This window comes from Bacteroidia bacterium (assembly GCA_033391075.1).
Classification (GTDB): Bacteria; Bacteroidota; Bacteroidia; order J057; family J057; genus JAWPMV01.
This window is the reverse complement of record JAWPMV010000001.1, coordinates 723,726-743,608: the sequence shown is the minus strand read 5'-3', so window position 1 is coordinate 743,608 and position 19,883 is coordinate 723,726. Positions and strand designations below refer to the sequence as shown.

The window sequence follows — 19,883 nt, the reverse complement described above, 5'->3', positions numbered from 1 at the left end:
TCTTTGTTTAAGGGGGCGAAGTTACTCCAAAACCTTATATAAAGATACAGAAATTCTAAAATAATAGAAGAAAAGCTTTCCACAGCCTATCTAAGGTGTGAATGGATGATCTTTAGGTTCGATATGCTTTAGGTCTTGTTCAAAAATCGTATCTTTGTCCCATATAACAGGACAAATGCAGCTATTCGGATCAATAAGTATGAGAAATTGGGGAATCTTCTTCCTCTTTATTTCTCTCATGGCCTGCAGACCTGAAAATATTTCCCCGGATGAACTTATTTCCATTCCTGCTCCCCAGGGGGAATTCCTCCTTTTCTCTCCTGATGACAGCAAATATTTTGTAGAAATACGGGAGAACCCTAGAGAAGGGACTAAAGTGGATTATGTAAAAATTATGGTGGCGCTGGAAGATGGTAGAAGCTTTGAGTTTAAAAAAGTCAACCAGTTTCCTGCGCGTATTGCCATAAGCCTCCGAGAAGCAGTTGAGGCTATAGCAGATACTGAGCTGGGTGACATGAATCGTGGCAGCAGTATCAAGCTCAATTTTCTCGTGAAAGAAGCTGATCAGGGCGAAGAACCTCATACTGCCCAATTTCTCTTAGCGACTCAATGTCCCGAACCCGGGCTTGCAGGAATCTATGTATCCATAAGCTCTGGAACTTCCGGACCAGGAGGTGGGGGAAAATTTAACGACATCAGTTCTTCTGTCGAAATAAAAGCCCTTTCAGACTTCGAATTTGAAATCAGCGATGCAACGGGAGGAGTTTTCAAAGAAATCTGGGCCGCCAAGGCTGAGAAAGCTCGTCTGATCGAAAATTGCCGCGAACTCGAATTTCCTTCCTTTATTGACCAGTTTGATGATGAGTTTAGCGGAGAGGCAGTTTTGCGAGGAGATGGACGCATTGAGCTAAACTGGCGTACTAGCTATGGAGATAGTGGGAAAACTATTTTCAGCAAGCAATAGCTTTTATTCCCTTTCTTTTTAAAAACTCCATAAAAAGAAAGTCCCCTCGAGAGAGGGGACTAAAACACAAACAAAAACACAACCCAAATTAACCTATTCTTCATGTTTTCATCAGTTGCTTCTTTTCGTTTTGTGGCTGCGTTTCCTTCTTGTTACAATACAAATATGGGGATATGGCGGACAATTATAAAATACAATAGTAATAAAATCCAACCTGTGTAATATTTGAATTGGGCGACTGACCAAATAAAATGTGGCCAATTGCAAAACTTGCTGAGAAAGCGGAAAAAGAGAGGTGAAGGGCTAAGCTCTGCTCTGACTCAGAAGTCGATGCCAGAAATAAAGAAGGGATTAAGGATCAGGTAGTTAAATTATATTTTAACAAATAATATATTTCCATAGATCTGATAAGACAATCGAATAATTATTCGAAAATTAAAATTCAATCGCCCGTAGGGTTTTGGGTGATAAGTAAAGCACAAAGAAATTCATGGGGAGTTAGATTATCCCTCGCGGCATTAGCTCAAAAAAAATGATGACAAATTTATGCCCTTCCATTACATCCTTTCTCAAGCATTCAGAAGATTGAAGAGGGAGAGCCCGAGATGAAATAAGGGGTAAAAGTGGTATTTATATAGGAACAAAGTCAATCATGGAGAATCAAAGGTGAATAACTCATCGCTATTTTACATCCGAATTAAGTATTAAAATGACCGTTAAATCCCAGCAACTGAAATTTTCCGAATAATTTTATAAATTGTTGATCCTAGGCTAATACGACAAAAACCTAAGTGAGTCTGTATTCAAGAATACGTGAATAACTCTCCATGAAACTTTTAGGAAAGCGATCTATCGTTCTCCTTGCTTTTGCTTTAATCATACTCTACACACACACCGATGCCCAACCTTATTTAGACAAGGACACCACTACCTATGCACAGCAATTAGAAAGACTTGCACAAGAATCTGATCCTGTTTCAAAGATGTGGATCAATCTGGAAATCGGTGAATCCTACAAACTCCTTGATGTAGAACGGGCCAGAAAACATTATCAGGCAGCACTTGAGCTTGCGGAAAAGCAGGGAAGCCAAAGTGATCGTTTCTACTTTCACGAACGCCTGGCAAACATGGCGATTCTTTCGGGAAACTATCTCAATGCTATACGAATCCTTGATAAACATTTACCGGATGTAATAGAAAGCGGTGATAGTATCCTCGTAAAATTTCATTATAGCATGGGCCTGGCTTTTCAACAACTCCATGCCTATGATGAGGCCTACGATCAATTCAATCAGGTGGTAAGATTGAGCGATAGCCTCAACAATGAAAGAATGGCTGTGAGTGTATTGGGCCTGATCGCCAAGGTCTATACTCAAGAGGAAAAATTTGAAGAGGCCTTAGAACTGAAAAAAGAGGCTTTTACACGGACAAAAAAAGTAGATATAGATCCTATACTCGGCTATATCTGCAAAGATCTAGGCAATTTGTTTTTGCTCCTCGACCAGGTGGATTCTGCTGAATTTTATGTGAAGAAGGCCCTGGAGATTTCAGAAGAACGGAATCGATACTTTTTCATAGCAGGAGAGTCTTATGTGGTCTATAGTCGAATTTTACTCAAGGCAAATAGATATCCGGAAGCTATTAAGGCAGGAAACCGGGCAAGAGATCTCGCAGATCGTACCAATGCTAAATTTCTTGAATTGGAAGCCAGTGAAAGCCTGAGTATGATTTATCAGGAACTCACCGAATTTGAACTCGCAATTCAATATGCTGAAAACACCCAGAAACTTGCCAAATATCTAAATAGCCCCGAAAAGCTTGTTTCCTCTTATCAGCGATTGCAGGAATTGTATTTGAGCAAGAAAAATTTTGAGAAAGCTTTTGAATATCAAAGCCTGGGAATTGAGGCAAATAAGGTATTGGAAAATTATAAAGATGAGTTAGCAATAGGGAGGCAGAACATAAAAGAGGAACAGGCGAAAAATTTAGCAGAAAGGCTAAAGAGCAGCCAGGAGAATGAGATCATAAATCTTAGTAAAGTCTATGGCTTCATTTTGTTTATCCTTTTACTCACCATCATTCTAGGACTGGTTAGCTTTCGCCAAAAACCTCTTTTTACCAATGTAATCCTGGATGAAGCTCTGGGGGAAATTGAAGCAGAGTTGAAAGTAAAATTTATTAAGCAATCCTCCTTAATGATGGTGCTGATTACGGCCATCACCATTTTGTATTTATTCATGTTAAACAGTATCAGTGGGATGGTTGTTGCCAGCTGCTGCTTATGCTTACTGGGAGGCCTGGGTTTGTATGTCAATAAAGATCGGATAAATCAGGTATTCTGGCTTTTTATTTCTACCGGCTATCTGATGGTGATTGTATTTCCTCCTTTAGTAGGACCGCTGTATACAGGTTTTTTAGCCCTGATTACCATTTATCTCACCCTAAATTATCTGGCGGAAAAACCTTTGCAGTACATACTCAATCTTTCTCTCCTCTTTATATCCTTCGTTGTTTACCTCTATTTCCTGCAAGCGGTAGGAAAAAGTGTGGACATTAACTCTATCGGACTGGAAGCCATAACCGGGATTGCATGTACTATAGCAGTGGTAGCCATCAGATACTTTTCTAATACACATGCCCATATTATAAGAGAGGAACTTCAGAAGAACCAGGATTTCCTCAAAACTATATCGGATATAAATCCAGCCATCCTCATCACCAAGGACCTTGATTCCAGAATTACCTATGCGAATCAGTATTCTTTGGATCTATTTGGGATGAAAAGAGAAGAGATCATTGGGAAACAATTCAAGAACTATGAATCCATGAATCTTGAAAAAGAGAAATGGGATGCAATAAAGGATGAAGTCTTAACAGGCGAAACCATCTTCAGTAGTTCTACCCCTATGAAAAATGCAGATGGAATAGAAAAGTATTTCGATGTCATCATGAAACCCATTTATAATGATAAACATGAGATTATTGGAATACTCACGGTGGGAGGAGATGTAACGGAGAAAGTCAAGGCAAAGAAATCGATGGAAGAAAGGGAGATGATTCTCAATTCCATTATCAATACCCTGCCAGATCCGGTATTTGTCCTGGGCATTGAGAATAAGTGGCAAATATTCAACAAAGCCTTTCCGACCTATATGAATCGGATATTTGGCAAAATGGATTTTGACCAGCCCAATTGGATCAGTCAGTTTCCCGAACATATTAATTCACATTGGGCAGACAAGGTCCCAATGCTACTTGAAGGAAAAGCCTTTAATGAGGCAGTTGCATTTAAAGCTTTGGACGGTAAACGAATCGATCTGGATGTATATCAAACTGCCCTTAAAGATAAAGATGAAAATAAGATCGGAATCTTGTTTGTAGGTAGAGATCAGACAGAAAAGCTGGCTAAGGATCGCCTGATCAAGCAACAAATGCAGGACCTCAATGAAAAAAATGTCGAGCTAAAAAAATACATTGAATCCAATAGCCACCTCGAACAGTTTGCCTATCTGGCATCTCATGACTTGAGGACCCCTATTCGGACACTGGTTAGTTTCACCCAACTCCTTAAACGAAGAACAGATGGCATGTTGGGTAGCGAGGAAACTGAATACATGAATTTTATCATACGAGCATCCAAGAATATGATGACGCTGGTAAATGATATCCTTTCTTTTTCCAGGGTAAATACCAGCAAAGTAAAACTGGAGCAGGTAGAACTCCGGCCTTTACTGGGAAGTATATTGGAAGAAATGCAGGTTGTGATAAAGGAAAAAGAGGCTTCTATAGAAATTGGGGCTATCAGAGAAAGCATAGTCGCAGATAAGATCAAGATGCGTCAGCTATTTCAAAACCTGATCAGCAATGCCCTCAAATTCTCTAAAGCAGGAGTGAAGCCGGAAATCCATATTTATTCAGAAAAACGGGAGAATTACAGTCGTTTTTGGGTAAAAGACAATGGAATCGGCATCAAGGAAGAATACCAAAAGAAGATTTTCCTTCTCTTCAATCGCTTACATAGCGACATAGATATTGAAGGCTTTGGGATCGGTTTGGCGACCTGTAAAATGATCGTCGAGCAACATGAAGGAGAGATCGGATTGACTTCTGAATTTGGCTTTGGAAGTTGTTTCTATTTCGATATTCCGCATAGCTATTCTCCTGAATTAAGCTTTAGCCACGAAGAATTTCTCGACCTTGCAAATCTTTAATTTTCAGGTATTTAGCATGCATATTTAATCAATAAAAAAAGACCGAATAGCTGATATTTTGCGCAAAATGAAGAGTATTCACGCAGAAATAATATAGATCATCAAAATAGTTTGGGACTTTGGTAGAGAAGGCTTACCTTATCTTCGTAAGCATTCTAAATTTCGGACTAAAACTACACAGTATCCCAAACTATTAAAATCATGCAAAGAGTCTTACTCGTTCTTACTATGTTTTGGGGACTTTTACTGGCTTATCAGCCGCTTCAAGGTCAAAATACCCGGGGTAATGCACCCTTGATCGATGAAGTAGTCCCTGTGATGATCCCTCCCCAAACGATTAACCTGGATGAAGTAAAAGCCATGATTGGCTATCCCAGAAAGGCCCAGGAATTGGGGATTGATGGAACTGTACATGTTAGAATTCTTGTGGATGAAGAAGGAGACTACGTCAAACACAAGATATTAAGTACTCCCCATCGATTTTTATCTGATGCCGTGAATAAAAATATTCACAAGATCGTCTTTACACCTGCCATCGACAATAATAGAAAGCCTACCATGTATTGGGTGAATATCCCCGTACACTTTCAATTAAAGAAAAAGACCAAAGGCAGATTCAGAATTAAGAAGTAAAGTCAATCATCCCCCATTGAGCTGCATATATTTTTCCCAATTTATTCAAAAGCAAATTCTTTGCTTAGGGATACTCCTATTCCCATTTTTTTCTCTTTCGAGCGCTCTCAAGGCGCAGAACAAGATACCCCATCAGGGACATCCGGAAGCTCATGCCCACAATGATTATGAGCATAAAAGACCTTTGTTTGATGCCCTCGAACAAGGCTTTAGCAGTGTAGAGGCAGATGTATGGTTGATCAAAGGTGAGCTATACGTGAAGCACAACAAGCCCTTGAATCTTTCCGCAACGCCTACCTTAGAAGAACTTTATCTTCAACCCCTTTCCCAAATTTTCGAAGAAAGGCAAAGCGGCCTCTATGAAAACCTGGACCGTCCCTTTTTCCTGATGATCGATATCAAATCGGATGCAGCTTCTACCTATAAAGTACTCAAAGACAAACTGCAGGCATACCGCCCAATCCTCAGTGGAGATAAGCCGCCCCTCCTGATTTTTCTTTCCGGCAATCGCCCTATTGAGTTAGTAAAAGTTGAGACCGATCCTCTGGTGGGTATAGATGGACGCCCGGATGATTTGAAAAAAGGTTATTCTCCAGCATTTATGCCGGTCATCAGTCAGCGATTTTCCAAAATCATCAAGTGGAATGGCAAATCACCCATTTCGCCCGAACAATTTGCTGTTTTACAGGCCCTGGCCAATACCTGCCATGAGGAAGGCAAAATGCTTAGACTCTGGGCATCACCGGAAAGTAAACTTTGTTGGGAGCAACTTCGAGAAGCAGGTATAGATTTGATCAATACAGACGAATTAGCAGCACTCCATCTCTTTCTATCGGAAAATGAGTAGTAATTAAGTAGGGCTATTTTAAAAATTCCTTTTACCTTTAAGCCTGAACTACTAAATCTACTACATGAACAATACCGGATTCGAAACGCTGGATTATATTGTTTTTGGGTTGTATGCCCTTTTGATTGTGGGAGTGGGCCTCTGGGTTTCCCGCGAAAAAGGTGGCAAAGAGAAAGACTCCAAAGACTATTTCCTAGCAAGTAAATCACTCCCCTGGTGGGCCATTGGTGCCTCCCTCATCGCCTCCAACATTTCTGCCGAGCAATTTATCGGGATGTCTGGCTCAGGCTTTCGCCTGGGACTAGCGATTGCTACCTATGAATGGATGGCTGCAATCACCCTCCTGGTGGTCGCCTGGTTTTTCCTACCCATCTTCCTGCAAAAAGGCATTTTTACCATGCCTCAGTTTCTGGAAGAAAGGTATGACAGTCGGGTACGGACCTTATTGGCAGTATTCTGGTTGGCAGTATTCATTTTTGTAAACCTCACATCAGTACTTTATCTGGGAGCTCTAGCCATGGAAAATATCATGGGAGTTCGTCTGGGAATAGGCATGGCGGGTCTAGCCATCTTTGCCATCGTATATTCCGTTTATGGAGGACTAAAAGCTGTGGCCTGGACTGATGTAGTGCAAGTCGTTTTCCTCATCGGAGGAGGGCTGGTAACGACATACCTGGCCCTCGACGCCTATGGAGGCCTTGGCAAATTGATGGGAGATGTCGGAGATCGTTTCAATATGATCCTTTTCGAAGAAGAACTTTTATTTCAAAATGATAAAGGCGAAACCGAAGATGCTTACAATCTCCTCCCCGGCCTCAGTGTTTTGATCGGAGGTATGTGGATCGCCAATCTCTACTATTGGGGATGTAATCAATATATCATTCAGAGAGCACTTGCCGCAAAAAGCATCAAGGAGGCTCAAAGAGGGGTAGCTTTCGCAGGTTATCTGAAACTCTTGCTACCGCTGATTGTGGTTATTCCCGGAATCGTGGCTTATGCCATGCAATTGGAAGATCCTACCGCTGTAGATATTACCAAAGCGGATGAAGCTTATCCCTGGTTATTGGGCAACTTTGTACCGACCGGTTTGAAAGGACTTGCGTTTGCAGCTTTGGCAGCAGCCATTGTTTCATCCCTGGCTTCCATGATGAATAGTACCTCTACGATTTTCACCATGGACCTTTACAAACCCTTTATCAATAAAGATGCTTCAGAAAAGGAATTGGTAAACGTGGGTAGACTTGTAGCGCTTGCTTCTATGGCAGTCGCTGGAGTCGCCGCCTATCCCCTACTTGGTGGAGATGATCAGGTGTTCCAAAGCATCCAGAATTGGACCGGCCTTGTGAGTCCGGGAGTTCTGGCAGTATTTATCATGGGACTGTTCTGGAAGAAGTCGACACCGGTTGCAGCGCTTTCTTCAGCCTTATTGAGTGTACCTCTTTCTTTCGGCATCAATGAATTCCTGCCTTCCATTCCATTTATGAATCGGATGGGTATAGTATTCCTGATTTCTGTGGGACTTATCGTTGCGATCTCTTTGATCCAGGGTAAAGGAGAAGATCATCCGAAAGGAATTGATCACGGGGAGATTGTAAGAGAAAAGGATAATATCTTTGTGGCAGCTGCTACAGGGATTGTAATTTTGACCACATTACTTTATGTAACATTCTGGTAAACCTATTTATCAGGAAATTTGGATACCGGGGTCGACATTGTCGGCCCCTTTTTTTTGAGCCGTTCAGAACCTAAGACCCCAAGACGGCTCATTCTTCCACTACCCTAAAGCTTAAAAAAACCGGCAAATGGTTAGAAACTCCATTGGCTGTACTTAAGTCCTCCATGCCACGGGTAAAATCTATGACTCCGCTTTCGACGAGTTCCAATTCCTCCTGGTGGAAAAATATATTGTCGAGGGGATTGGCGAGGTATTGTCCATTTTCAGCAAACTTTCTTTTGAGGCTGGTCTTTTGGTTGATTAAAGCGGGGAGATAGCCCATCTTTTTCAGGGGATTAAAAACCGTATGCTTCTGGGGCACATTGAAGTCCCCCAAAAAGATCAAATTGGCTTCTGGATATATGTTGGGGTAGAACTTAAAATACTTGATTTCTCTTTCCGGTTGGCTTTGTTTGGGACGTGCATGAAAACTGATCACACTCAATGCTACTCCCTGGACCAGAAAACGGGCCATATAGGGCTCTCTATTGATCTCTTCTTCAAAACTCTTTTCCAATCCTGGTCTTCCCAGCAATTTTACGCGTCTGCTTTTCCAAAGGAAGGCATATTTCTCACGGGTTTGAGGAGTGCTGCTCGTAGGATCACTGATTCTATAATCCCAGCGTTCTCCTTTTCGGTTGAGGGCTTCTGCGAGTCGTGCTATGGCTTGTGATCCTCCATATCCTGCCACCACTTCCTGTATTGCTACCAGGTCTGCATCTTTCAGGCTACGGGCCATCACCTCTATCTCTCGATCATCCTTGCTCTTACCCATATGCTGAATGTTCCAGGATACCAGGGTAAATACATCCTGGGCCAGGATTCCATTCCCCAAAAAGAAAAGAAGTAGTACAAAAATGAAAGATTTCCTAATCATGTCCGAAGCTGCGAAGAATTCTTAAAAACAAAAAGAGACGATTAATAATCGTCTCAATAATCAGGGTTCTATTGTGTTTTCAATCTTATCGCAAAATTCTTTTCAGTTCTCCTTCTCGTTTAGTGTTAAATTGGAGAACTCTCCTTCTTTTCTATTGATTTCATTAATCTAAGAACTTCTCCAGGTAGCGAATTTGTGATGCAGGGGATTGTCTGCGAATATTTAATAATGCATTAAATAGATCTTATTCCTTGAGTCTAATTCATAATCAGAACGTCCAAAAGTACAAGATAGGTTGCCTATGCATATTCTGATTAACAATAAATTAACATAAGCCTCTCTTTTTCAGCAAATTAATCGTATCCCAGAGGCATAAAAAAAATCTTTCTGTCAATGAGGAATTCCCCATCGACAGAAAGTATTGTGTTTCACGGTCCAGTATATAAGGTTTTCGATAACGTGTATCCATTAGCTAAAAATAAGGTAACACCATGCTTTAGTTGCTTTGAACCCAAGCAAAGGTATTACTATTGACGTCCTCCCATCAATGAAGAGCGAGAGGGCGTACATTCCATATCGAGATCGACACTTATTCCTGCTTCCATTCTAAATTGGGTGGCAGGAGCCGTACGAAGCTCATAGGTATATAAGTTATCTTCTACTTGCTGAGCGGTTGAGAGCGCAACAAAAGTTGAAGGTCTACTTGTCATATAAGAAGCTCTTAGATTGAGCCGGGTGCGATCATTAAGTCGAATTAGGGTTCCAGCTGATGCCCCATAGGATAGGCTCCAATCTCTTTCAATGGAAAAATCTTCACAATGGTCTTCTTGCCAATCAGAATTTTCATCGAAGGCTTCGCTTGTAGAAAGAGAACGAGCTCCCAATAAACCTTCAACATATAGTTGAACCGGGAAATTGCGCGTACTTTCTATACGGAAAACGCCGTGCAAACCTAAAGAAGAATTTTCCAGTTGCATAGCGCCGATGTAATCTGTTTCTGGAGCTTGGGCAATCAGTTCATTTTGACTTTTACCAGCAAAGTCAAAATCCATTCTCATACCCAGTCTTAGGTTGACAAATCCATTGTTTGCCCTGATAGGACTTGAATACAATCCTGTATGAAATCCAAAGCCGTCTTTATATCCATCTTCTCTAAATTCTCCGAGAGAGCGGGAATAATTCATGCCGAAGTCATACATCCAATCCTGAGCAAAGCTTTGGGAAAAGCAGCCCAGCACTAATAAAGTTGTAAGTACGATTGTAGAAAAAGGTAATTTTTTAGTCATGCGGTATCGTGTTTGTAAATTGATCCGAAATATAGTCCAGGGCTTATGACCAAATGAAGCAATCTTCCAATCATTGGTAGAAAAGAACTTGCAGGTAGCATATCATTCGATAGCTTAAGTGCTTCTCTTATTGGAAAAAACTTAAATTCAAGAACAGATAAACCCTACAGAATTAACAGCAGAAATTAGTATTCGTGTTAATATCTTGAAAAAGCGTGTAATCTTACTACAATAAATTATGAAAAAACTACTACAGCCCCAATTTTGGCTCTCTCTTATTGTGCTGTTTTTGCTCTACTCCTGCAATAGTGTGAGTAAAACTTCTGCCAATTCAAGCTCAACAGAGGGAAGCAGTGATGACATTGTTTTCACAAGTGCCAGCGTTTTGCCGATGGATAGTGAAACCATATTGAAGGATCAGGATGTATGGGTAAAAGCAGGTAAAATCCACAAGATTGGCAAAGACCTGGAGGTTCCTGCCGGAGCAAAAGTCATACAGGCCGAAGGTAAATTTCTCATGCCAGGTATTTCTGAAATGCATGCGCATATTCCGGTTGCAAAAGGAGAAGATGATGCTCTGGTTAGAGAAACCCTTTTCCTCTACCTCGCAAATGGAATCACTACGATCAGAGGAATGCTGGGAAATCCCTATCACCTCACGCTCAAGGAACAGGTAGCAGCAGATGAGATTTTGAGTCCACGCATTTATACTTCCGGAACTTCTGTAAATGGAAATACCGTTCCTTCTATAGAAGTTGCTGATGAGAATATCCGCGCCCAAAGAGAAGCGGGCTATGATTTCCTAAAACTACATCCGGGTTTGAAGATGGAAGTATTTGATGAAGTGGTGGCTACTGCCAAAGAGGTTGGAATAAAGTATGCTGGTCATGTTTCAGTGGACGTAGGCATACGCCATGCTTTGAAGAATGATTATGCTTCTGTAGATCATTTGGATGGCTATCTGGAAGGTTTGGTGCCAGCATCTGCGGGAGTAAATCCCAATGCAAATGGATTCTTTGGATTCAACTTTACTGAACTGGTGGATAAAAGTATGATGACTGAGCTGGCACAACTGACAGCAGAAAAAAATGTAGCTGTTGTTCCTACCCAAACTCTTTTTACCCGCTGGCTATCTCCTGCATCGCCCGAAGAAATGGCGGCTGAGCCCGAAATGAAATACATGAATCCCCGGACCATGGATTCCTGGAAAAAAGGGAAGTTTGGCGTCTTGTCAAATGAAGCCTATAGCGAAGAACGTTATGAAAAATATATAGAGGTCCGCCATCATATCCTGAAAAGTTTGCATGAGGCAGATGTCCTCTTTCTGCTTGGTTCTGATGCCCCTCAGGTTTTCAATGTACCCGGTTTCTCTATTCACCATGAGATCCAAAGTATTATTGATGCGGGAATTTCGCCCTATGAAGTCTTGAAATCCGGTACGATTAACCCTGCAAAATACTTCAAGCAGGAAGGAGAATATGGAGTAGTAAAGGAAGGGGCTTCTGCCGATCTAATTCTGACTACTGCAAACCCGCTGGACCAACCCGCAACGATACGAGACAATCTGGGAGTGATGGTGAGAGGGAAATGGATGCCAAGAGAAGAGCTGGATGCAAGTCTCAAAGAAATCGCTGCCAAATATGCAGCCATGAATAATTAAATAAAGGAACCTGAGTTTTTGACAAATCCCAACTTCTAAACACCTTTGTCATTGCGAGCCGATACCTTCGGCGAAGCAATCTCCTAGACTCAAATAAGTCTGGTTGGAATCAAGGAGATTGCTTCGCCCAACATTTGGGCTCGCAATGCCAACTGTCTTAAGTACGCTTGTTTTGTCAAAAACCTGGGCTCTTTTTGTTTATCGGTTTATTCCTCTTCAACAACTTCTTCAGAATCTTCTGGATTATCCCCGGAAATATTGTTTTGGGTGCCTCCACCAACCAATTGGTTTTGGATTGAGCCCAATCCTCCGAACACACCTCCGCTACCTACCTGGTGTAGTCCCAATCCCCAGAGAAGAGCTGTCATATAATCCATACCACTCCCCCAGGTTTGGTCATTGGCCCACAACAAACTCAGTCCAAAAATCAATGCAACAGTCGAAATAATCACGGAAACAATAATATCATTATTTCGGATCCTTCGATCTATGGACTCCAGGTCATAATTTCCCGGCTTGAGGATGAGTTTTTCCAAACCCGCTTCCATAGCTTTAGGTGCATCCAGATTTCCAAGAACCATGGCTTCTCTACTCATGCTAATACTTCTGGTAGACTCCAGTGCATTTGCTTTACCCTCCATTTTATCCAACTTCCCCATGATATCTTCCATCATTTCCTCTGCATCTGAAGAGGAACCGGAAACGATAGTTTGCCTGGCCTTTTTCAATTCTTTCCCTAATTCTGCAAGCGTGGTGGACATAGTTTCCTGATCCTCTTTTGCCGCTTTTTTACCATCGGGTCTTATTCCTTTTGAAAGATTTGATTTATACTCCCTGATTCTATCTTCAATTTTGGAACTCATAGGAGCCAAAACCAAAGCTGCCAGTTCTCTTTCTGTTTCAGACATTTTCTTTGCGGCTGCCTGTAAATCCATGGATTCTATCGCAGCCTTTATGCTTGTCATATTGCTGACTTCCAAACTCTCTACTTTAGTCGTATCTATTCCCTCTACCTTCATGGCATCTTTAAATGCCTGCTCAACTTTCTCTAATCGATTGTGGTAAGGAAGCTGGCTGATCAGTTTATTGAGACTTGTTTCAACTTCATTTAAGGATATTTCTGCATTATCAAAGTCCAGTTTCGCTGGTTTATCCTTTAGCAGAATTTTTTCTACGGCATCAAGGCTGGAAGTAGTAGCTGCCGGAACAATAGACTCGATATGTTCATCAGCGGCCAGAGCCACTCCTTCTTTCCACTCCGGGAATATGGCAATCTTGCGTCTGAGGACATTCAAAATAGATTGAACCTCTGTATTTTGTGAGCTTTCAGCAGCTTCTTTGGCAGTTCCCATTTGGGTATTCATAAAGGCGAGTATCTTTCGGCTTTTCCCATCTGCCTCCTCTCCACCAAATTTTGTGGTTAATTCTTTCAAAGACTTATCCACCTTTCCTATTCCTCTATTCACCTCCAGTTTAGGTCGAATTTTAGATAAATAGTTTTTCAAATAGGTAGAAGCAACAACCCCCAACAATATCATGAGACTTGCCAAAAACCAGCTATGCTTTACCAGGAGTGTAAAGGTCGTTTGCTTTACTGTAGCTCCAAATTTTGAACTCAGTCTTAAAGTCCCTGTGTATTTACCCGAGGACTTCAATCCATCTACTTCCATTTTTATCCTTTTACTTTGACCCGGAGCCAAAGTAAAGCCCTCTTCAGTCAATACTTTATCATCTTCTCCCTTAAAAATTATGCTACTAAACTTGGGATCAATGTTTTCATCCTCAGCGATTACCTTCACCATATTTTTGACAGTGGGTAATTGGATATACTGGGTAAATTTCGAATCGTTTTCAACCGAGAAATTCAGTTTGCTATTGGATAACAAAATCCCATTTGTATTACGAGAAGTGGCCGGGTCGGATAAAGTAAATGCTTTAGAACTATCACTTTTTAATATCACTTTTAGGCCATGAACTTTCTCTTTTCCATCCGTCCAAATGCTAAGTTCCCCGAAATAGGTGCCCGGTTCCAGGAGTTCTGCATTTAACTGAATCCCCATGCGTTCCTTGGCTTTTAAGCTAAAGGGGCCATATTTCGCTTTTAGAGAATTTTTCCGGACATCTGGGACAGATGCTGTTTTCGAACTATCTGTAGCCGCCCTCTTCTTTGTCATTCCTGCTTCCACTTCTTTTTCGGATAGTAAATGGATAGCTGCTCTTTCTCCATTGCTGTTACTGATAAAGGGAGAAGTAATGATGTATATATCATCGAGCTGGGAAGTATCATCATTTCGAATTTGATAGTAATACTTAAACTCCGAGGTGAATCGCTCTATAGCATCGCTATCACTTTGTTGAGTGGGGTCGATGATTGAGACTTTGGTGTCCTGAGATTCTTGAGCATGGACTATATCAAAAGAACCGACCAGATACAGAATGGCCAAAAATAAGTAGTGTGCGAGTTTCATGTCAATAAATTAGGGCTCGTGTTTGCTTAAAGCTTGAACTACATATTACACAAATTTGAATAATATTCACAAGGTCCAGGTACAGAAGACTAGCTTTAGGTAAAAAGCTGACTATTTGAGAAAACCTCTTTCATTGAAGGCCCTGTCCTGCCATTCTCCGTCCAATAAGATTCGTAATTCGCGAAATCCGATTTCCCGCAAGATTTTGGCACAATCAGAAAAATTCTCGTCTATTTCACGTGGATGGTGGGAATCAGAATTGATCATTAAAGGAATGCCCATTTTGTAGATTTCTTCCAGAATCCATCTACTAGGATAGGGCTCAAAGCTTTTCTTTTTGTAAATCCCACGTGTATTCAGCTCAATGATTACGTCGGTTGATCCTGCGGTTTCCAATGTCGCCATAACAGCCTCACGATACCATTTTTCTGTCTCCTCAAATATGCCCCCCTTCGAATTGTGCATTTTCACCTTATCCATGTGCCCCAAAATATCCGGGCAATCTTCTTCCAGCATTTGTCGGATTACTTCATAATATCGACTAACTGCTTTTTGAGGACTTTGGTCGAAAAGCTTTTCAATCCCGGAGGTAAATTCTTCACGAGTACCGTCTATTCCCCAGGGCATCCCATTTTCCCAACGATCCGCAAAGTGTACAGAACCTACCGTATAGTCCAGCCCAAATTCCTTCTTCGTTTCATTTGGACCAATCATCCCGGGAATATAGTCTACCTCGAGAGATAGGTAAACTTCTATTTGATCCGCATATTTTTCTTTGAGTCTCAGAATTTCAGGAGCATATTCAGGCAAACGTTCCTCTTTAATAGACCAGGATTGTTCAAAAGGGACATAAGCATGTGAACTGCATCCAAAAGCCAAAAAGCCTTTCTCAATGGCAGCCAGGATATGGTCCTCGGGAGGGGCCACTCCATCGCAAAAATGGCTATGACTATGGTAGTTAGTCCAGGGCATAGGGACGTGTTCTGGTGTTTTCGTGTTAAAGTAGTTTGAGATGGTGTCATAGTTAGATAAAAAACTATAACCCAAGAATACTAGAACACTCGCGCACCTCTTTATATCTTCTTCTTCAGCCTATCCATAAGCTTTAGAAAAGGACTGGTGTTTTGCATAATGTAATAATGCAGGAAATTGTGGCCCGCATCCAAAAGTTCCATAGACTGCTTATAAGCCCAGTCAACTCCTACCTGAATTTCTTCCGCACGGCTCTTGGCCGCCATCATTTTATCACAAAGCTCATTAGGGATGTCTATGTGAAAGATGCTGGGAATACGTGTCAGATGTTTTTTGGAAGTCATGATCTTCATACCGGGAATGATGGGCATGCTTACTCCTGCCGCTTTTGCCTCTTCTACATAATCCAGAAACTTCTTCGTATCATAAAACATCTGCGTAACCGCATAATGAGCTCCACTATTCTGCTTGTCAAGAAGAATCTGCATATCGAAATCCTTATTAGGGGATTCGTAGTTCTTTTCGGGATAACAAGCGACTCCTATGCAGAAGTTGGTTTTCGCAGCATCAATTAAGTCATCGATATAGCAACCTTTATTCATGGCTGAAACTTGTTTGACCAGATCGACTGCATACTGATTGGTGCTGCGGTCTGTAGGAACGGGTCGGTGATTGGTTTTATCACCACGGATTGCCAGGATATTTTCAATCCCCAGGTAATTAAGCTCTATAAGGGCATCTTCCGTTTCTTCTCGCGTAAATCCTCCACAGAGGATATGCGGAACCGGCTCGAGATTATATTTATATTTTATGGCAGCACATAAGCCAAAAGTCCCCGGACTTTTCCGTTTCACTTTCCGCTTAAAAGATCCGTCTTTCTGTTCTTCCCAGGCTACTTCTGCAGCATGGCTGGTAACATCAATAAAAGGAGGACTGTAAGGGATGACCGATTCTATAGCATCATGCAATTTCTGAATATCTCGGCCTCTTTTCGGGGGAATGATCTCAATGCTTACGGAAGGGTTTTTGGTTTGTGTTAAGTGCTCTATAAGTCTCATAAAGGATTACTCAAAAGATCCGCTGCAAATATAGGGAAAGTCTTTAGATCAGGGACTGGTTTTGGCCTATAATAGCAATCCTCCTTAGAAAAAGGGGAAAAATGCAAGAAAACTCACCCACACAAAGTAAAGCCATCCTTATATAAGGAGGGCACACATAAGGAATTGAGAATGGTAATGGCTTTGTGCGCGCTCCTTAATCCTGCAAGGAGAAGGGAGTGGGGCCTGTGGCGGTGGGTTAGGAAGCACCTATCAACTGCAAGGCACCATCAATGAGTAAAATGGAATCTTTCAATAATCGGCTTCGCGCGCACTCCTTAATCCTGCAAGGAGAAGGGAGTGGGGTCTGTGGCGGTGGGTTAGGAAGCACCTATCAACTGCAAGTCACCATCAGTATGAGTAAAATGGAATCTTTCAATAATTGGCTTCGCGCGCACTCCTTAATCCTGCAAGGAGAAGGGAGTGGGGTCTGTGGCGGTGGGTTAAGGGGGCTCAATTAAACCTAATCGCCTCCACTGGATCCATCAATGCCGCAATCAAGGCGGGAATAAATCCAGCGGTAAGTCCAATTCCAGCCGAAAGGAATACAGCGATCATGATGGTTGACTGGGCCGTGATAACTTCAATATCCAATTCCATGGCCTGCAAACCCACTTCGACCAGAGCTCCAAGGCCAAAGACGATTCCCAAACCGATCATGCCACCAATCAGACAAATCAGAATTGCCTCCATGACAAATTGATAGAGGATGAAACTTCGGGTGGATCCCAGGGCTTTCTGGACCCCAATTTCATTGGTTCTTTCGCGTACGGAGATATACATGATCATTCCTATACTAAATACACCAATCAAAATTGAAAATGCACTAATTATCCAACCACCCGTTTCGAGATATCCAAATGCGTTATCAAAACGATTCATCAACATCTCTTGTTTATTGATGGCAAAGTTATTTTCAATTTTAGGGCTAAGGCCTCTGGCAGCTCGGAGGATACCAATAGCGTCACTTTCTACCACCCCTAAGTTCTCATAATCAGAACCTTGTAATACGATGGTTTTATCAATTCGGCGATCATTCAGATTGAAAATGCTGGCCATCATGCGCCAGGGAACAAGGACTCGTTCATCATCACTGGCCATGCCGGGAATGATAGCCTTGCCTTTTTTCTCCAATACACCAACCACTTTCAGCCTTTTGCTCTTTATCTGCACGTATTTCCCAATAGGATTGGTATCAGGAAAGAGGTTTTCAGCAATCGAAAACCCAATTACACAAACGGGCGTACCCGAGAAAAACTCTACTCCGGAAAAATACCTTCCCTCTACCAATTCAAGTTTTCCAATCTTTGCGGCATCTTCCGTGATACCAAGAACTTCTACTCCATTTGCAGATTGTCCTTTTTGTTTGATCGTTTGTCCTGACGCAGTTATCTGGTAGGCTATTGCATCTACCCCACGTAAAGATTTCTTGAGAAATTGATAGTCTTTATAGCTTACTTTGGGTCGGTTGAAGAATTTCTTCCAATCTTCACCACGCTCGTCCCAGGGGAAGTGATGCACAAACATGGTTGTATTTCCCAGTTCTGCAATACTTTTGGTAGTGGTTTCCTGCAAGGTGTTGACCATCGTAAGGATACTTGTGATCACAAAAATCCCTGTAGCCACACCAAGCATGGTCAAAAAGGAGCGCATACGGTTGGCTCCGATAGCATTTATAGCTATACGAAAACCTTCCCAGATGAATTGGAGTCCATTCATATCTTGCTAAAATACAAAATTGCGAACACCAAAGATATATTTGTCGTTAAAAGAACATATATAATCTGCGAAATTTTCGTAATTTTTATATCTCTTCGTTAAATAGCTTTTGAAACCCTTAGATCCGCACAAGGTCCTATCCTGGACTTATTAGTTGCTTATAAGCCGATATTATGAAGAAATTTCTGATCATTGCCTTACTCTGCCTATCAAGCCTTACCTCCAGAGCAGATTATTTGCTGGTTCCTATGGACTATGCACAATCTGAACATCTCAAAGCCTATGGCATTGCTTATTGGGTGCTGGAATATCAGGTAGTAGTAGATTGGTTACTTAACTACAGAGGAGGAAGTTTTGCCTTTAAACACAGCAGTGTTTTTGAACAGGAACTTCAGATTAGAGGAATTGCATATGAAAGGATTGGGGACAGCCGCTATACCGAAATTCTGGCCTATATTACCTCGGATCAGGTAAATATGGATGCTGTTAAGTTGGAGAAAGCTCCGGAGATTGCCGTTTATTCTCCTAAAAACAAACAACCCTGGGATGATGCTGTAACTTTAGCTCTCACCTATGCAGAAATTCCTTATGAGGTTATATACGATCCGGATGTACTGGATGGGAAACTCAGTGATTTTGACTGGCTTCACCTCCATCATGAAGATTTTACCGGCCAGTTCGGGAAATTTTATGGTTCTTATCGGAATCAAAAGTGGTATCAGGATGAGGTTAAAGCTCAACAGAGTACTGCGAAAATATATGGATATACCAAAGTGAGTGAGATGAAGCTGGAAGTATCCAAGCGGATCAAGCAATACCTTACAGATGGTGGTTTCCTGTTTGCCATGTGTTCTGCTACAGACACCTATGACATCGCCCTTAGTGCTGAAGGAATTGATATTTGTCAGGCTATGTTTGATGGGGACGGTGCCGATCCGGCAGCACAACAGAAACTGGATTATGAAAAGGCCCTGGCATTTAAGGATTTCACCCTGGTACGTAGCCCTTATCAGTATGAGTTTTCAGATATTGATGCGAATTTAGGTCGCAGGGTGCCTGAGCATATGGATTATTTTACCCTATTCGATTTCTCAGCAAAATGGGATCCCGTTCCGACCATGCTTACCCAAAACCATACCCGTACGGTAAAAGGTTTTATGGGACAGACCACCGCCTTCAGCAAGAGGCTCTTGAAAAGTGAGGTTCTGATTATGGGAGAGTTGAAAGCGTATAATGAGGCCCGTTATATTCATGGAAATTTGGGTAAAGGCATGTGGACCTATTATGGAGGACATGATCCGGAAGACTATAAACATTTTGTTGGAGAAGATCCCACCGATCTTTCTTTGCATCCTAGTTCTCCAGGATATCGTTTGATCCTCAATAATATACTTTTCCCCGCAGCCAGAAAGAAGAAAAGAAAGACCTGATTTAG

14 protein-coding genes are annotated in these 19,883 nt (G+C 41.7%); 8 read left to right on the top strand and 6 right to left on the bottom strand.

All coding sequences use genetic code 11. The annotated features are described in order from the left end of the window. Window positions 1–154: 154 nt before the first annotated feature. The 5 genes from R8P61_02850 (at window position 155) to R8P61_02830 (ending at window position 8,330) form a co-directional block, all read left to right on the top strand. Entirely contained in the window at window positions 155–964 is an 810-nt protein-coding gene (locus R8P61_02850) for a hypothetical protein (GenBank protein ID MDW3645977.1), read from the top strand. Window positions 965–1,791: 827 nt separating this feature from the next. Further along, window positions 1,792–5,175: an ATP-binding protein gene (locus tag R8P61_02845; protein MDW3645976.1), complete on the top strand. Its 3,384-nt coding sequence runs from the start codon at window positions 1,792–1,794 to the stop codon at window positions 5,173–5,175. 201 nt (window positions 5,176–5,376) lie between these two features. Continuing rightward, on the top strand, window positions 5,377–5,808 hold the full coding sequence (locus R8P61_02840; protein MDW3645975.1) for an energy transducer TonB: 432 nt from the start codon (window positions 5,377–5,379) through the stop codon (window positions 5,806–5,808). A 16-nt stretch (window positions 5,809–5,824) separates the two neighbouring features. Further along, window positions 5,825–6,655: a phosphatidylinositol-specific phospholipase C/glycerophosphodiester phosphodiesterase family protein gene (locus tag R8P61_02835; protein MDW3645974.1), complete on the top strand. Its 831-nt coding sequence runs from the start codon at window positions 5,825–5,827 to the stop codon at window positions 6,653–6,655. 64 nt (window positions 6,656–6,719) lie between these two features. Further along, window positions 6,720–8,330, top strand: a complete 1,611-nt coding sequence (locus tag R8P61_02830; protein MDW3645973.1) for a sodium/sugar symporter — start codon at window positions 6,720–6,722, stop codon at window positions 8,328–8,330. A gap of 88 nt (window positions 8,331–8,418) precedes the next feature. Here R8P61_02830 and R8P61_02825 read toward each other — a convergent pair whose 3' ends face one another. Then, window positions 8,419–9,246, bottom strand: a complete 828-nt coding sequence (locus tag R8P61_02825; protein ID MDW3645972.1) for an endonuclease/exonuclease/phosphatase family protein — start codon at window positions 9,244–9,246, stop codon at window positions 8,419–8,421. A gap of 527 nt (window positions 9,247–9,773) precedes the next feature. Further along, window positions 9,774–10,532, bottom strand: coding sequence for a hypothetical protein (locus tag R8P61_02820; GenBank protein MDW3645971.1), 759 nt, complete (start codon window positions 10,530–10,532; stop codon window positions 9,774–9,776). Window positions 10,533–10,770: 238 nt separating this feature from the next. On the opposite strand from R8P61_02820, the gene R8P61_02815 reads away from it, so the two are divergent. Then, a complete protein-coding gene (locus tag R8P61_02815) occupies window positions 10,771–12,192 on the top strand; it encodes an amidohydrolase family protein (GenBank protein ID MDW3645970.1) in 1,422 nt (473 codons plus the stop codon). A 206-nt stretch (window positions 12,193–12,398) separates the two neighbouring features. Here R8P61_02815 and R8P61_02810 read toward each other — a convergent pair whose 3' ends face one another. The 3 genes from R8P61_02810 to R8P61_02800 all read right to left on the bottom strand — a co-directional run bounded on the left by R8P61_02810 (window position 12,399) and on the right by R8P61_02800 (window position 16,690). Further along, window positions 12,399–14,660 (bottom strand): hypothetical protein, encoded by a 2,262-nt coding sequence (locus R8P61_02810; GenBank protein ID MDW3645969.1) that lies wholly within the window; start codon window positions 14,658–14,660, stop codon window positions 12,399–12,401. Window positions 14,661–14,771: 111 nt separating this feature from the next. Further along, entirely contained in the window at window positions 14,772–15,632 is an 861-nt protein-coding gene (locus R8P61_02805; GenBank protein MDW3645968.1) for a histidinol-phosphatase, read from the bottom strand. A 101-nt stretch (window positions 15,633–15,733) separates the two neighbouring features. Then, a complete protein-coding gene (locus R8P61_02800; protein MDW3645967.1) occupies window positions 15,734–16,690 on the bottom strand; it encodes a methylenetetrahydrofolate reductase in 957 nt (318 codons plus the stop codon). A gap of 272 nt (window positions 16,691–16,962) precedes the next feature. On the opposite strand from R8P61_02800, the gene R8P61_02795 reads away from it, so the two are divergent. Beyond that, window positions 16,963–17,190 (top strand): hypothetical protein, encoded by a 228-nt coding sequence (locus R8P61_02795; GenBank protein ID MDW3645966.1) that lies wholly within the window; start codon window positions 16,963–16,965, stop codon window positions 17,188–17,190. Here the strand turns inward: R8P61_02795 and R8P61_02790 are convergent. Further along, a complete protein-coding gene (locus R8P61_02790; protein MDW3645965.1) occupies window positions 17,183–18,448 on the bottom strand; it encodes an ABC transporter permease in 1,266 nt (421 codons plus the stop codon). The genes R8P61_02795 and R8P61_02790 overlap by 8 nt on opposite strands. Window positions 18,449–18,621: 173 nt before the next feature. Between R8P61_02790 and R8P61_02785 the strand changes: the two genes are divergently transcribed. Then, window positions 18,622–19,878, top strand: a complete 1,257-nt coding sequence (locus tag R8P61_02785; protein MDW3645964.1) for an asparagine synthetase B — start codon at window positions 18,622–18,624, stop codon at window positions 19,876–19,878. Window positions 19,879–19,883: the final 5 nt, after the last annotated feature.